Genomic DNA, 14486 nt, shown 5'->3' with positions numbered 1-14486 from the left:
CTACTCCTCGACACTGCCCCATTCGATCCGCACCGGGGCCGGGCCGGAGGTGGCACGGGTGACGCGGCCGCCCGCAGCCTTCAGTTGCTCGCTGACCAGCGCGGTCTGCTCATCCGGGCCGGTCAGCACCAGCGGTGCACCGACCCGGGCCGATGCCCATGCCGCCAGCGCAATGGCGTCCTCGCCGTCCTCCGAAGGCGCTTCCTCCTCGAATGCAACCGAAGGCAGCGGCCGCGCCGGAGGCACCAGTTCAATGGCCCAGCCCTTGACCTGCGCAGCGGCGCGCTGCTCCAGGGTGCGATAGGCGCGCAAGGTTGCCCCCTCCAGCGGCCTCGCCCGCACCAGCGCGCGGCGGCGCTGGCGATCCACCAACACGTCGCTTTCCTCCACCCCGGCGACCAAAGCCAGGGCGGCGGCAACCTGGCGAGCCTGCTCGGCGGCCTGGTCCTGCTCCCGCGCAGCCGCAAGCTGGGCCCGCTCAGCCGCGCTGTCGGAGGTTCCGACCCGGTACTGAGTCAGCACCAGTTCGAATTCGTGATCGAGCCGGCCTTCGAGCTGCCGCTCGATTTCGGCCTCGGCATCCGGCTTCAGGTGCGGCGTGAGGACGGTGGCGGAAATGCGCACCGGCGTTGCGTCGTAGGCGATATCGATCTGCGACAGGCGCGATTCGTCATCGAAAGCATCGATCACGATGCGGTTGATCTGGCGCGAGGCCTGCGCTTCCCAGGCAATGGTGCGCAGCGCCAGACCGAGCGGGATCGCCAGCGCAATCAATGTGCCCAGGATCAGGAAGTTCTGCCACCGGGTATGCTTGGCCGAAAGCTCGGTCGTGAACCCGTACAGGCGGGCCATCACGGCGGCTGTCAGCGAAATCGCCACCAGGTTGGTGATGAACAGCATCAGCGAGCCGGAAAACACCGTCCAGTTCAGCGTGGCGAGGCCGAAGCCGACCGTCGCCAGCGGCGGCATCAGCGCCGTGGCGATGGCCACACCCACCACCGCACCTTCACGGCCGCGGATCAGGGCATAGGCACCCGCCAGCCCGGAGAATATTGCCACCAGCAGGTCGAACAGGTTGGGCCGGGTGCGCGCCGCCAGCTCCGCCGTGACCGTCTTGAGCGGCGACATGAACACGATCACGGCGCAGAACAACACCGCCAGCGTCGCCCCGATCGCCACCGACTTGGCACACTTGCGCAGCCAGACGTAATCGCCCGAGGCCATGGCGAAGCCCAGACCGATGATCGGCCCCATCAGCGGGGCGATCAACATCGCCCCGATCACCACCGCCGGAGAGGACAGGATCAGGCCGAGGATGGCGATCCCGGCAGACATGATGGTCATGAACAGGAACCGGGACGACAGGTCCGCTTCCTCGCGCCGCAGCTCGACAATGCCTTCCTGGTTAACCGTCGCGACCACGTCGTCGCGCCACCATTTGCGCAGGCTCAGGATGACCCGGGCAAAGTCCAGCTCGTTCGTCGTGCGCTTCGTTTCGGCCATGAACTGCTGGTCCCCGCAAAAGTTCGTCCGCCTGCCTCCTAACCGCTTGTCAGGCCGAACGAAAGGATGGACGCACAGGGGCGCTTGCGGCACACCTTCGACCATTGCTTGAAATCTGTGTCTTACACCCCTAATACAGCAGGCAAAGGAGCATCAGGGCAGCCATGGCCACCAACGAAACGAAAACCGCCACCGAAGTCGCATTCGACCTGACGCCGCCCGATCCCGTGCCGCACGTCTCGGCCGAGAAAGCCGCCGGGCTGGTGCCGGTTGCGCCGGAGGTCAGGTCGAAGCTGGACGAGAAGGTCGATGGCTTCGTCGCCGATCTGGTTGCGCAGGATGCCAACTCGCCCGAATTCGGCAAGAAGGTGGACCAGCTGACCAACATGGGCCGCAAGGAAATCATGGCAGCGGCCGGCATGTCCAACCGCTTCCTCGACCGGCCGGTCCGTGCGATGGACAAGGACGAAGGCGTTGGTGCCAACCTGGCCGAGCTGCGCCGGGTGGTGGAAGACCTCGATCCCGGCAAGCGCGGCGCTTTGTCAGGCCCGCGCAAGATCCTGGGCATCATTCCCTTCGGCAACAAGATCAACAACTACTTCCGCAGCTACCAGAGCGCGCAGACCCATATCCAGTCCGTGCTCGGCAGCCTTGCCAGCGGCAAGGACGAGCTGCTGATGGACAACGCCGCGATCGATGTCGAACGCCAGAAGCTGTGGGAAGCGATGGGTAATCTGGAGCAGATGATCCACATTTCCCGCAAGCTGGACGAGAAGCTGGAGGAGAAGGCCTTCGAGCTTGACGCCACCGATCCGGCCAAGGCCAAGGCGCTGCGCGAAACCGCCCTGTTCTATGTCCGCCAGCGCACCCAGGACCTGCTCACCCAGATGGCGGTCAGCGTGCAGGGCTACCTCGCACTCGACCTGGTCAAGAAGAACAACGTCGAACTGGTCAAGGGCGTGGACCGGGCCAGCACCACCACCGTGGGTGCGCTGCGCACCGCAGTGACCGTGGCCGAGGCGATGACCAACCAGCGGCTGGTGCTGAACCAGATCACCGCATTGAACACCACCACTGCCAACATCATCGACAGCACCAGCACCATGCTGCGCGAGCAGACCGGCAAGATCCACGAACAAGCCGCCAGCAGCACGATCCCGCTGGAGACGTTGCAGCGCGCCTTCCAGAATATCTACGACACGATGGACGAGGTGGACTCGTTCAAATTGCGCGCTCTCGACAGCATGAAGCAGACCGTTGTCACGCTGACCGCCGAAGTCGAAAAGTCGAAGGGCTATATCGCCCGCGCCGAAGGGCAGGCCCAGGCCCAGAAGCAGGTCAGCGAATCCAGCCTGCTGACGGTGGAGGGCTGAGGTGAACGACCTCACCCGCCAGAGCGACCGGGTACTGGAAGACGCGCGCCGCCTTCGCGACGACAACCGCGCGGGCGGTCGGCACCGGCGCAGCAGTTCGATCGGGCAAGGCTCGCAGGCGATCAAGCGCGCCAACTGGACCTTGCGCATTCGCAACATCGTCATCGCGCTGTTCACGATCCTGGTTGCGGCAGGGATTGCCGGGGCAATGTTTGACGGGATCGGGTTCTTTGGGGTTATGTCGGTTCTGGTGGCGGCGATTGTCGCGACCGCGCTGTTCTCCAGCTTTCCCAAAGTCAAAGTGCCCAAACGCGCTGATCTGACCAAAGGCGATGTACGCACCATGGTCGGCCGAACGGAGATCTGGCTGGAGCATCAGCGCCCCGCCCTGCCCGCCCCGGCGGTCAAAGTGGTGGAGGACATGGGGGTGCAGCTCGACGCGCTCGGCCTCCAGCTCGAAGCGATCGACCAGCAGCATCCGGCCGCGCAGGAGGTCCGCAAGCTGGTCGGCGATGTTCTGCCGGAGACAATCGACGCCTATCGCCGCATCCCGCAGAACCTGCGCCAGGAAAAGCGCGCCGGGGCTACGCCGGACGAGCAGCTGACCGAAAGCCTGACCCGGATCAGCCGCGAGATCGACCATGTCACCCGGCAACTGGCCGAAGGTTCGCTCGACGATCTGGCGATCAAGACCCGTTACCTCGAATATCGCTACGGCGAGAACGAACAGACCTCCAAGGAATCCTGACCATGCGCGTTGCGATCCCCCACGAACTCGACCGCGCGGTGGTGCGCGAACGGCTGAAGAGCCGCAGCCATGAAATCGCCGACCATGTGCCCGGCGGCATGGCCGAGGTCGAGACCAGCTGGCCGAGCGAGGACCGCATGGCGATGACGATCAGCGCCATGGGTCAGAAACTGACCGGCGGCATTGACATCGGTGACACCGAACTGGTGATCGATCTCGAACTACCGGGCATGCTTGCCTTCATGGAGCCGATGATTTCCGGCGCCATTCGCCAGCAGGGCCAGAAGCTGATCGCCAAGGGCTAGATCGGCGCGGCGACCAGCGCTTCTCCCTTGGGGTCGAACCCGATGTCCCGCAGGGATGAAACTTGCGCGCATTGTCCTGCCGCCACCGCCAACCCGCCTGCCGTCACGTTGCCGCGAACCGGCACCACCAGTGCCGCTGCGGGAAAGCGCGCCGCCAGCCCCGCGTCAGGCAGGCCGCAGAGCCGCTCCAGCCGGAAGTGCGGGCCGTCGACCAGCACCGCGCTCTCCTGCTCGCCAAGCCGCCGCCTCATGGCGGGCGGATGGGGTTCGCCCGCGGCCACTGCCACTGCCTCGTCGAGATGCAGCTCACGCGGCCGGCCGTAGTCGTAGAGGCGGTAGGTAATATCGCTGTTCTGCTGGATTTCGATCAGTGCGAGGCCCGGCCCGATCGCGTGGACGGTGCCGGCGGGCAGGTAGAAGAAATCGCCAGCCTGCACGCCATGCCATTCCAGCAGGTGTTCGATCGACCCGTCCAGAGCGGCGGCGTGCATCGCTTCGGCGCTGACCGGCTCACGGAAGCCGATTGCAAGGCGGGCATCCGGCTCGGCATTGAGCACCAGCCAGCACTCTTCCTTGCCGCGCGAGCCAAACGGAGCCTGCGCATCGCCGGGGTGGACCTGGACTGACAGCTTCTCGCAGGTGAAAAGGTATTTCACCAACAGGTCGGGCAAAGCCGCATCCGGCTCGAACCAGATCTCGCCGATCCGCTCGCCTGCAGGGGCGGCAAACGGCGCGGGCAGGGTGTCGCAGCCCCAGGGCTTGGCTACGGTACGGGTTGGCAGCAGCTTCGCGGTCATGGCGCGTTCGGGCCCGGCAGCTTGCCCACCAGCTGCGCACCGCTGGCTCTGGTGACCAGGATTTCGTCGCCGTCGACGACCACGATCACACCCTCCAGCCCCACGACCGAGACGCGCGGCCCGTCGCTGTCCACCATCACATTGCGGCAGTCGAGCAGGTCTGCGCGCCCGGTCACGTGATTGCCCGCCGCATCGCCGCCACGGGCCGCGTGGAGCGCCTGCCAGCTGCCGATGTCGGACCAGCCCAGATCGGCCGGGACCATTGCGGCGCGGGCCGTGTTCTCCATGACCGCGTAATCGACTGACTCCCCCTTGATGGCTTGCCAGGGCGCAGCGGCGGGATCGAACCTGGCGTCAGCCCAGCCCCCTTGCTCCGCCGACTCGCCCACCAGCCGGGCCATGCCCGGGCGATGCGCAGCCAGTTCGGCCAGGAAGGCGCTTGCGCGAAAGGCGAAGATTCCCCCGTTCCAGCTATAGCCGCCCTGGGCGAGAAAGCCCTCGGCAGTGGCGCGGTCAGGCTTCTCCACGAACCGCTCCACCCGGAACCCGCCATCGAGCCGTGCTCCGCGCAGGATATAGCCATAGCCGGTCTCGGGCCGGTCCGGCGCAATGCCGAAGGCGACCATGCAATCCTGCCGGGCCAGCTCGGCTGCGGCCAGCGCCGCGGCACGGAAGGCGGCGATATCGGCAATATGGTGATCGCTCGGGCAGACCAGCAGAACGTCGTCGGGATCGAGCAGCGCAGCCGCCAGGGCAATCGCCGGCGCGGTGTTGCGGGCGGCCGGCTCGACTGCAATCCGCAAGCCCGCCCCGCCCTGCTCGCGGATCAAAGGCACGTGGGCCTCGCCCGCCACCACGAGTGGCGGGCCGAACAGTGCCGGATCGCCGCACCGGTCGAGCGCCTGCTGGAACAGCGTGCGGCTGCCCACCAGTGGCAGGAACGGCTTGGGCCGTGCCTTGCGGCTGCGGGGCCACAGGCGGGTGCCGCTGCCGCCGCACAGAATAACCGGAACAATCGCGCTCATGCCGGCACCGCTAACACAGGCCGGTTACCATCTCGTAGCAGGCTCATAACGGCCGAAAATCAACCCGATAGCCATAGCGCGCCTCGACCGGCGTACCATCAGCCCGCGTAGCCGGGTTGAAGCGGATCTTCTCGACCACGAGCGGGCAGACCCGCGCGGTGGTGTCCGGATCGACCTGGGTGCTCGCAACCGCACAATCGCGCGCCCGGCCGTCGGCCGTGACTGTGAACACCACTGTCACCGACTTGCCGAAACGCGCCTGCCGTCCGCCTTCAGGCACCGGGAAATCGCGTGCCTGGTTGAGCTCGCCGGAGCGGACCGACGGCCTCGCCGCGATTCCGCCGCCCTGCCCGCCTCCGCCCGCGCCGCTGCCCGTCCCCAGCCCATCGCCCCCGGCGCCGGTGCCCTCACCGCTGTCGCGCGCGCCTGATGTGTTGGCGGCTCCGGTGGAGGAAGCGCGCGGAACGGGCGTGGTCTGCGGCACCGGCAGCCTTGGCGGCGGGGCGGTGACCGGCTTGGGCACGGCTTCCACGCCTTGCTCGCCCGCGGCGCCGGCATCGGGTTCGGGTTCCGGCTCCTGTTCAGGCGGGGCGGTGATGGTGACGGTGAAAGCGGCGACCACTGCTTCCTCCACCGAGGCCACAACCCCCGGCGCAAACACCCGGGTCAAACCGTAGATGGCAAGCAGGTGCGCCAGCACGATCACCACGATCAGCGCCGGACGGGGGCGACGACGGGTGCTGGCGTAGTTGGCGCTTTCGGGCATGGCGACCTTTCCCGCTGGTTTCGGCCGCAACTCTAGCGCCCGATCCGCCCAGTGCAAAATCCCCGTACCACAAAAGCAAACGGCGGAGCCCCAGAGGGGCCCCGCCGCTGCTTTGCTCGTAAGGTAGCGCCTGACTTAGAAGTCGTAGCTCACGCCAACCTTGATCCGCCATGCCGAAGAGCTGACGTTGACGAAGTTGTCGTTGTCAAAAGAGGACAGCCCGGTGGTTGCGTCCGGCGTAATCCCGGCCGCACTGGTAAAGATGTAACGGCCCTGGGCATCGACGCCAGACACCGAGGCGACATCCTGCAAGCCGGCGAAATTGCGCCGGGTCTGCACGTTCCAGCTGGAATCGAGCATGTTGAGGAAGTTGTCGACGGTGGCGTAGAGCCGCAGCTTGTCATCCCGTCCGAACAGTCGGCCGGGGCCGGGCACTTCCTGCGAAATCGACAGATCCATGTCGAAATACCAGTCGTTTTCGCAGTGGTTACGCGTCACCGAACGACCGACGAACTCGCGCGCACAATCGAGACCATTGGCGAAATCGGCCAGCGCCTGCACTGCACCCATGTTCGAGCTGGGCGAAACGTTCGGATCGTTCGGGCCGGTCGGCAGATAGGCCAGCGCGTTGTCGTTACCGGAAGCGCTGTCGTTGAACGTCCCACCACCGGTGAAGGTCAGGCTGTAGGGACGGCCCGAACGGGCAACGAACGACACCGAGAAACGGCTCGCGAGGTCACCGAAGAACTCTTCCCTGAATGAGAGCCGCGAGGTGATGTTGTGCTTCGAGGCATAGAAGCCACGTGTGGCTTCCGGATTTTGCCGGTCGAACGCAGCGGTCGAGTCATAGTTCGATCCGGCGGTCGAGCTCAGCATGTTACGCCGGTCTTGCGAGTCGGTGTAGGCATAGCCCAGGTTGAAGTCGACCGAGCCACCTTCGGTGAACAGGCCCCCGTCAAACCGCTTCGACAGGATAACCGAAGCGATGTGGCTTTCGAAGCTGCCCGCATTGGTCAGCATCAGTTCGTCGTCACGACCGGTGTTGAAGCAGGCCGAAGTAACGCCCTGGTACACCGGCCCCGGATTGAGGCCCACCAGTTCCGCGTTGCAACCAGCCACCGTCGGGTCGATCGCGCGGTAGATCGGACGACCGTCGATGGTGAAGCCGTTGACCCCGAGCGCCGGATTGACCGTCTGCGACAGGTCAACCACCGTGAAGGGGTTGCGGGTCTTGCTGTAGATGTAATCCAGCACCAGGTTCCAGCCGCTGAAGAAGCCGGTTTCGCTGAAGTTCAGGTCCGATGCGAAGCCGATGTTGGCGCGCAGCACGCTGGGCATCTTGATGTCGGGGCTGATCGACTGGGTATCCCCCAGACCAGCAGCAGCACGCGCCGAACCGGCTGCCTGGAAGCAGCTCGGTACGCCGGTGAACTGGCCATTGACGACCACGTCGATCTGGCCAGCCGGGCACGGCGCATCATTGGTACCGCCCTGGGCGAAACCGCGGCCGTCATTCGAGAACGCATTGCTGAACCACACCAGCGGATCGCCGCCCGAGAAGATGCCGACGCCGCCACGCAGCTGGGCGCGGGAGAATACGGCAAAATCGTCCAGATCGTAGGTCAGCGCAAAGCGCGGCATCACGATCGGTTCAAGAGCGCTGAACCCGGTGTTGTTGCCGAAACCATAGCGGTCCACGAAGTTGGGGTTGATGGAGGGCGCGCCGCCATCATACCAGTCCACGCGAAGGCCCATCACGGCATCGAGGCGATCGTTGATCTCCCATTCGTCCTGGGCGAACACCGAATAGGCCACGCGACCGAAATTGGCGGCGGCATCGTTCACATCACCTGTAGCCGAGAAATTGCCAAATGCGCCCAGGGTGCGGCCGGCTACCACGTTGCCCGGCAGGGTCGAAGTGGTGCCGGTGCTGCCTGGCGACAGCAGGCCTGCCCGCAGATCGTCGATGTTGCGGAACACCAGCGTGCCGGTAGCATTCTGGACGAACAGGTTGAACAAGGAGACCTTGCTGACTTCGGCACCGATCTTGATCCGGTGTGCACCAGCATCAAAGTTCGCTGCCGCCCGGAACTGGTCGACCTTCGTCTTCAGATCATTGCCCGAGCGGGAGTTGCCGGGCCCGGCCAGGACGGTGCCGTCAATCCCGGTCGGGTTGTCGATGCCGACGATAATACGCGGGATGGGGTTGGCCGACTGCGCTTCACCGCCGCCGATCGGATCCTGGAGATCCTGGATGTCCGCGCGTGAATAACGCAGCTCGGTCGAAAGGCGGTCATTCCATTGCGAGAAAAGACGGGCCGAATAGTAGTTGGACTCGGTGCCGCTGATGCGGAAGGTGTTGCGGCCCACTGCCTGCGGGTTGTTGCCCGAGAACAGGTCATCAGGCAGAGTGGTGCCTTCCTCAAGGCGCTGGTAGGTCGCCTCAAGGCGGTGATCGTCAGTGATCTGAAGGTCGCCGCGAACGAAATAGCGGTCATTTGTGAACGGACGGCTGGTCACGACGTCTCCGGTATCGATGCCATAGACATCGTTCAGCACCTCGCGCACGTCGTTGAACTGGTCGATCGAGATGCCGATCTGCGGGTTCGGGAAACCTGCCCCGTCAGGGCCGAAATCCTGCGACTGGCCTGCTTCCTGGTGCTCGTAGGCACCGAACAGGAACAGGCGATCCTTGATGACCGGGCCGCCGAGATAGACGCCCCAGCGCTTTTCCGGCTCAATCGGCGCAACCTGGCTGGTGCGGCCCTTCGACACGAGGTTGTTGGCGCGCAGGCCATTGTCCGAATATTCGAAGAAACCGCCGAACTGGTAATCGTTGGTGCCCGACTTGGTGACGACGTTGATCGCGCAACCGGTGAACTGGCCGTAATCGACATCGAACGGCGCAAACTGGACCTGCGTTTCACGCACAGCGTCAAACGGGATCGGGGTCGAGCTGCGCGAGCTGAAGCCGGTGTCGTTAAGGCCGAAGATATCGCCCTGGCTGATGCCGTCGACGGTGAAGGCGTTGCCGCGATCATTGCCGCCAAGGCAGCTGATGCGGTCAGCGCCCGAACCGCCGGTGGCGGCATCTTCGCGGTCAAGGCTGACGCGCGGATCGAGGCGGATAATGTCACGGATGTCACGGTTGAAGCTGGGCGCGCTCTCCAGCACTTCGAGGCCGAAGCTGGTGCCCGGGCCGACGGCCAGCTGGGTCACCTGCACGCGGCTGCCGGTCACGACGATTTCGCCCGCGCCGGAGGACAGCGTGAAGGTAAGGTCAGTCGCGCCCTGGAGCGAGGTGAACAGTTCACCCACGGTCTGGCCTTCGTAACCGTCGGCGTTGACCGCCACGGTGTAGGGGCCGCCAACCACGAGGTTCTGCGCCGAGAAACGGCCGTCCGTACCGGTCACCGTGGTGCGCGAGGCGCCGGTGCGGGTGTCGGTCACGACCACGGTCACGCCGCCGAGCGGGGCGCCGGCATCATCCTGAACGGTGCCCTGAATCGAAGAGGTAATCTGCTGCGCGGCGGCAGGAGCGGGGAGGACAACGGCAGCCGAAAGGCTGACTACGCTGGCGGCCAGGAGATACTTGAGCTTCATGATTAAGGTTATCCCTCGGTGGTCAAGAACATGGAGGCGTAAACTGGATGCTGGCCCGTTACGGGCGATGCGCTACGCACAGAAGTATCTTTTGTTACCGCCGAATGACAAACGACGAGACGATTGGGCCGGGACCGGAGCGGCAGCACTTTTGGATATATATACAACAACTTAACCACTGTTGCTGCATTGCAACAGAGGATAAGATTCTGCGGTGGGGCGTTTTTTCCGGCGGTCAGTCGCCCGTTCAGGCGAGATTTATCTCGCGCAGGCGCTGGAGCAGGAACTCGTGGCTCGAAATCGGTTCAGGAGGCGCGTCAGCCGATTCGGGATCGATGCACGAGTCCAGCGTTTCGATCACGAAGTCCGGCCGGAAGTGGAGGAAGAACGGCATCGAATAGCGCGAGCGCCGGGCTGCCTCACCACTCGGGTTGACCACCCGGTGGGTGGTGGAGCGCAGGCGCGAATTGGTCAGCCGGTCGAGCATGTCGCCGATGTTGACCGCCAGGGCACCTTCAGGCGGTTGGACCGGCAGCCACTCGCCCTGCCGGGTCAGCAGCTCCAGCCCGGCTTCCTCAGCCCCGAGCAGCAGGGTGATGGTGTTGATGTCACCATGCGCGGCAGCCCGCACCGCGCCGGCAGGCGCGCTTTCCGGCAGGGGCGGATAGTGCAGCAGGCGCATGACCGAATTGCCCTGGTCGACCGTCGGAACGAACCAGTCTTCGGCCAGGCCCAGATGCAGCGCGATGGCGCGCAGGATCCGGTCGCCTGCCAGCTCGAACTCCCGGTAGAGCGATTCGAACGTTTCGCGGAAACCCTCGATCTCGCCCGGCCAGACGTTGGGCGGCATGAACTCCTCCAAGGGGTCGCCCGGCGTCAGGGTGCGGCCGACGTGCCAGAATTCCTTGAGGTCGAACACCTCGGCATCCTTGGCCTTCTCGGTGCCGAACGGGGTGTAGCCCCGCGCACCGCCGCCGCCCGGCTTGTGGTAGGCGCGCTTGGTTTCTTCCGGCAGGTCGAAGAACGCCTTGGCCATGGCCTGCGCCCGGTCGATCAGCGGCTGGGGGATGCCGTGGTCGCGAATGATGGCAAAGCCGTATTCGGCGAAACTCTGCCCCAGTTCGTCGGCGATCTGCGGCAGCGGGCGGGCGATGGAAACGGATGCGACTGTCATGCCGCGCCCCATACAACCGTCACAGCGGCAGGAACAGCCCCGCCAGCGCCGCGCTCATCAGGTTGGCGAGGCTCCCGGCTGCCAGTGCCCGCAGGCCGAGCCGCGCGATCACCGGGCGCTGGTTGGGAGCGAGGCCGCCGGTCACCGCCATCTGGATCGCGATCGAGCTGAAATTGGCAAAGCCGCACAGCGCAAAGGTGACGATCGCCCGGCTACGCTCGGTCAGCCCTTCGAGCTGACCCAGTTCGATGAAGGCAACAAATTCGTTGAGCACGATCTTGGTGCCGAACAGCCCGCCCGCGATCTGGGCCTGCTGCCAGTCGGCAATCCCGATCAGGTACATGACCGGGGCGAACACCCAGCCCAGGATCTGCTGGAAGGTCAGTTCTGGATAACCGACCCAGCCGCCGATGCCGCCCAGAATGCCGTTGGCCAGCGCCACCAGCGCCACGAACACCATCACCATCGCGCCCACGGCAACCGCCAGCTTGACCCCGGTCTGGGTGCCCTGCGCCGCCGCCTCGATCAGGTTGGCCGGGCGATGCCCTTCCTCGAAGGTTTCGGCAACCTCGACTTCATGCGCCTTGGTGCCTTCGGTGATCGCGGCCGGTCCTTCGGCGCTGATCCGCGCATCGGGCAGCACGATCCGGCCCTCGGGCGCGGGCTCGCCCTCGTCGTCAGGCATGATGATCTTGGCCATCAGGATGCCGCCGGGGGCTGACATGAAGGCTGCGGCGAGCAGGAACGGCACCGCATCTTCACCGATGAAGCTGGCGTAGGCCGCCAGGATGGTGCCCGCGACCCCGGCCATGCCGACCGTCATCAGGGTAAACAGGCGGCTGGGCGAGAGCGCCGCCAGATAGGGCCGCACCACCAGCGGGCTTTCCGACTGGCCGACGAAGATGTTGGCGGCAGCACCCAGGGCCTCGACCTTGCTTATCCCGGTAATCCAGCCGATCGCCCCGCCGACCCAGCGCACCAGCCGCTGCATCACGCCCCAGTGGTAGAGGATCGATACAATCGCGGCGAAGAACACGATCACCGGCAGCGCCGCGATCACGAACGTGTTGACGAACGGGTTGGCGTCCATCGGCCCGAACACCGCCGAAATCCCCACCTTGGAATAGTCGAGCAGTGCAATCACCCCGTTGGACAGCCCCTGGATCGCGCTAACGCCCCATGGTGTGCGCAGCACCAGCAGCGCCATAAGCGCCTGCAGCGCAAAGGCCGCGCCAACCACCCGCAGGCTGATCCGGCGCTTGCCGGTCGAGAGCAGGAAGGCGATGCCGAGAATTGCGACAATGCCGATGAGACTGGTGAGGATCGGGTGCATGGAGCCCCTTCATGCAAGGCGGGTGGTGACGTCGCCGCGTCTCATGCCCCTTTGCGCGCGGCTTCGTCAAACGGGGGAACACGAAAAACGGTGGCTTTCCTTTTCCCAGCCGCCGCCATAGTCAGCCGGGATGGACCTGACCAATGCACGCCCCGGGCAATCCGCCGCCGCTACTACCCCCCGCGGCCTGCTCGTCTACCTCATGCTCTATGGCGGGATGACCGTGCTGGCAGGCGTGCTGGCGTTCAAGCAGGTCCAGCTCCCGCCGACCGACCTGGCGGTCGAGGCCGGCATCTTCGCTTTCCTGTTGCTGGTGGTGATTTCCAGCACCGTGGCCCAGCTTTACGGCACGGCGCTGGCGAAACGGATCGTGTGGTGGGGCTTCCTGCCCTTGCTGATCGCTTCGCTGCTGATGCAACTGGTGCTCAACCTGCCCGCCTCCACCGAAATGGTAGCGGGCCGGGCAGACGATCTTGCCGCGTTCGAGCGGGTACACAACACCGTGTGGCGGGTCTGGGCGGCGGGGCCGGCGGCCTATATCGTCTCGCTGCTGCTTAACGTGTGGATTTTCGACAAGCTGTCCGGCGCGCGCGAAGGCTCCCAGCTGGGTCTGATGGTGCGCGGGGCCATTGCATCGGCGCTCAGCCAGGCGGTCGATTCCGTCATCTTCATCACTCTGGCGTTCTATGGCTTGTTCCCGATCACCAACCTCCTGATCGGGCAGGTGATCGCAAAGGTCGTGCTCAGCATCGTGCTGGTGCCGTTCCTGATCAGCGGCGGGGTTGCATTCGCGCGCTGGCTGGACCGGTCGGCAGAGCGCTGACACCGCCCTAACCGCACTTGTCATCTCCCTGACAGGCTTGGTGTGTGGGACGCAGCGCCCCGCACCGTCACATTGGCAACCATCCCGAACAGGAGGTTGCCATGAACAAGACCGTTTCCGCTCTCGCCACTGCCGCGCTGATAATGGGCGCATCCAGCCCCGCCCTTGCCCAGAAGAAGGGCAAGGAACCCGTGCAGCTGACCACCTGCACCCAGGCCTATGGCACCATCGCCGTGGTCGAGGGAGATACCCAGGGCTGGACCAAGTACGGCCTCTCGAGCCCGCGCGAACTGATCAATGCCCTCGCCATGGAATCGGGCTGCTTCACCCCGCACAATCCGGCCGGCGGCAAGCCGGCCGACTTCCTGCTCAACGTGATTGCCGGCGATGCCGAGGAAGTCGACAAGTCGATCGACCTCGCCAAGTCGGCCGCAACCGAAGGGCTGATCCGCTCCGGCGCTGCCGGTTCGCTGCTGACCCGCGTGCCGATGGGCGGCGCGCTGCTGGGCGCATTCGGCGGGCTGGGCGGCAAGAAGAAGATCGTCGCCGCCGGGATCAAGGTGCTGAGCCCAGCCACCGGCCAGACCATCGCCACCGGCTCCGGCGAAGTGCGGAAAAGCTCGCTGACCCTTGGCGGTGCCGGTGGTGTAGGGGGCGGGTGGGCCCAGGGCGTGCAAAACGCGGGCTATGGCACCAGCAAGGACGGCAAGATGCTGGCCGAAGCCTTCATCATCGCGTTCAACGCAGTGGCGGCGCAAGGCCCGGCCCTGGCGCAGGCGCCCAAAGCTGCCGCACCCGCCGCAGCCGGGGCCAGCGTCGTGTCCGAGACCACCATGCGGGCCGCGCCTGCTGCCGGCGCCGCCGAAGTGCGCAAGCTGCGGGCCGGCACCACCCTCACCCCCACGGGCAAGCGCGATGGCCTGTTCATCGAAGTCGAGGACAGCTTCGGCACCAGGGGCTGGGTCTCGGTAGAATATCTGGGATGAGCGGGCAGTTGCTCCAGAGCGTGTCGGCGGGTGCTTGCGGGCAGCCCGCC

12 protein-coding genes are annotated in these 14486 nt (G+C 65.5%); 5 read left to right on the top strand and 7 right to left on the bottom strand.

The window, feature by feature from the left end:
• Window positions 1-1503, bottom strand: coding sequence for a TIGR00341 family protein (locus tag U4960_RS04450; RefSeq protein WP_324262375.1), 1503 nt, complete (start codon window positions 1501-1503; stop codon window positions 1-3).
• A gap of 164 nt (window positions 1504-1667) precedes the next feature.
• Between U4960_RS04450 and U4960_RS04445 the strand changes: the two genes are divergently transcribed.
• From U4960_RS04445 to U4960_RS04435, 3 genes are read left to right on the top strand one after another with little or no spacing between them, the layout of a single operon-like run.
• Window positions 1668-2876, top strand: a complete 1209-nt coding sequence (locus U4960_RS04445; protein ID WP_324262374.1) for a toxic anion resistance protein — start codon at window positions 1668-1670, stop codon at window positions 2874-2876.
• A gap of 1 nt (window position 2877) precedes the next feature.
• Window positions 2878-3624 (top strand): hypothetical protein, encoded by a 747-nt coding sequence (locus U4960_RS04440; protein ID WP_324262373.1) that lies wholly within the window; start codon window positions 2878-2880, stop codon window positions 3622-3624.
• Window positions 3625-3626: 2 nt separating this feature from the next.
• Window positions 3627-3929 carry a polyhydroxyalkanoic acid system family protein gene (locus U4960_RS04435; RefSeq protein ID WP_324262372.1) on the top strand — a complete coding sequence of 101 codons (303 nt, stop codon included), beginning with the start codon at window positions 3627-3629 and terminating at the stop codon, window positions 3927-3929.
• On the opposite strand, the gene U4960_RS04430 is transcribed toward U4960_RS04435, so the two are convergent.
• The 6 genes from U4960_RS04430 to U4960_RS04405 form a co-directional block, all read right to left on the bottom strand.
• Window positions 3926-4726 carry a class I mannose-6-phosphate isomerase gene (locus tag U4960_RS04430; RefSeq protein ID WP_324262371.1) on the bottom strand — a complete coding sequence of 267 codons (801 nt, stop codon included), beginning with the start codon at window positions 4724-4726 and terminating at the stop codon, window positions 3926-3928. The genes U4960_RS04435 and U4960_RS04430 overlap by 4 nt on opposite strands.
• Window positions 4723-5751, bottom strand: coding sequence for a mannose-1-phosphate guanylyltransferase (locus U4960_RS04425; protein ID WP_324262370.1), 1029 nt, complete (start codon window positions 5749-5751; stop codon window positions 4723-4725). The genes U4960_RS04430 and U4960_RS04425 overlap by 4 nt, the downstream gene beginning before the upstream one ends.
• Window positions 5752-5794: 43 nt before the next feature.
• A complete protein-coding gene (locus tag U4960_RS04420) occupies window positions 5795-6517 on the bottom strand; it encodes a hypothetical protein (RefSeq protein WP_324262369.1) in 723 nt (240 codons plus the stop codon).
• Window positions 6518-6652: 135 nt separating this feature from the next.
• Window positions 6653-10120 carry a TonB-dependent receptor gene (locus U4960_RS04415; protein ID WP_324262368.1) on the bottom strand — a complete coding sequence of 1156 codons (3468 nt, stop codon included), beginning with the start codon at window positions 10118-10120 and terminating at the stop codon, window positions 6653-6655.
• A gap of 247 nt (window positions 10121-10367) precedes the next feature.
• On the bottom strand, window positions 10368-11294 hold the full coding sequence (locus U4960_RS04410) for an isopenicillin N synthase family dioxygenase (protein ID WP_324262367.1): 927 nt from the start codon (window positions 11292-11294) through the stop codon (window positions 10368-10370).
• A gap of 19 nt (window positions 11295-11313) precedes the next feature.
• Window positions 11314-12627: a NupC/NupG family nucleoside CNT transporter gene (locus U4960_RS04405; RefSeq protein WP_324262366.1), complete on the bottom strand. Its 1314-nt coding sequence runs from the start codon at window positions 12625-12627 to the stop codon at window positions 11314-11316.
• A 130-nt stretch (window positions 12628-12757) separates the two neighbouring features.
• Here U4960_RS04405 and U4960_RS04400 point away from each other — a divergent pair, with 130 nt between their 5' ends.
• Both U4960_RS04400 and U4960_RS04395 read left to right on the top strand, forming a co-directional pair.
• On the top strand, window positions 12758-13450 hold the full coding sequence (locus U4960_RS04400) for a queuosine precursor transporter (RefSeq protein ID WP_324262365.1): 693 nt from the start codon (window positions 12758-12760) through the stop codon (window positions 13448-13450).
• Between the two features lie 101 nt (window positions 13451-13551).
• Window positions 13552-14436, top strand: a complete 885-nt coding sequence (locus U4960_RS04395) for an SH3 domain-containing protein (RefSeq protein WP_324262364.1) — start codon at window positions 13552-13554, stop codon at window positions 14434-14436.
• Window positions 14437-14486: the final 50 nt, after the last annotated feature.

The organism is Altererythrobacter sp. H2 (genome assembly GCF_035319885.1).
Taxonomy (GTDB): domain Bacteria; phylum Pseudomonadota; class Alphaproteobacteria; order Sphingomonadales; family Sphingomonadaceae; genus 34-65-8.
The sequence above is the reverse complement of the archived record's forward strand: the minus strand, read 5'-3'. Positions and strand labels throughout refer to the sequence as shown.

Bases quoted from the DNA above. Each gene is read 5' to 3' on its own strand.
- U4960_RS04450 (WP_324262375.1), bottom strand. From the start codon at position 1,503: ATGGCCGAAACGAAGCGCACGACGAACGAGCTGGACTTTGCCCGGGTC.
- U4960_RS04445 (WP_324262374.1), top strand. From the start codon at position 1,668: ATGGCCACCAACGAAACGAAAACCGCCACCGAAGTCGCATTCGACCTG.
- U4960_RS04435 (WP_324262372.1), top strand. From the start codon at position 3,627: ATGCGCGTTGCGATCCCCCACGAACTCGACCGCGCGGTGGTGCGCGAA.
- U4960_RS04430 (WP_324262371.1), bottom strand. From the start codon at position 4,726: ATGACCGCGAAGCTGCTGCCAACCCGTACCGTAGCCAAGCCCTGGGGC.
- U4960_RS04425 (WP_324262370.1), bottom strand. From the start codon at position 5,751: ATGAGCGCGATTGTTCCGGTTATTCTGTGCGGCGGCAGCGGCACCCGC.
- U4960_RS04420 (WP_324262369.1), bottom strand. From the start codon at position 6,517: ATGCCCGAAAGCGCCAACTACGCCAGCACCCGTCGTCGCCCCCGTCCG.
- U4960_RS04415 (WP_324262368.1), bottom strand. From the start codon at position 10,120: ATGAAGCTCAAGTATCTCCTGGCCGCCAGCGTAGTCAGCCTTTCGGCT.
- U4960_RS04410 (WP_324262367.1), bottom strand. From the start codon at position 11,294: ATGACAGTCGCATCCGTTTCCATCGCCCGCCCGCTGCCGCAGATCGCC.
- U4960_RS04405 (WP_324262366.1), bottom strand. From the start codon at position 12,627: ATGCACCCGATCCTCACCAGTCTCATCGGCATTGTCGCAATTCTCGGC.
- U4960_RS04400 (WP_324262365.1), top strand. From the start codon at position 12,758: ATGGACCTGACCAATGCACGCCCCGGGCAATCCGCCGCCGCTACTACC.
- U4960_RS04395 (WP_324262364.1), top strand. From the start codon at position 13,552: ATGAACAAGACCGTTTCCGCTCTCGCCACTGCCGCGCTGATAATGGGC.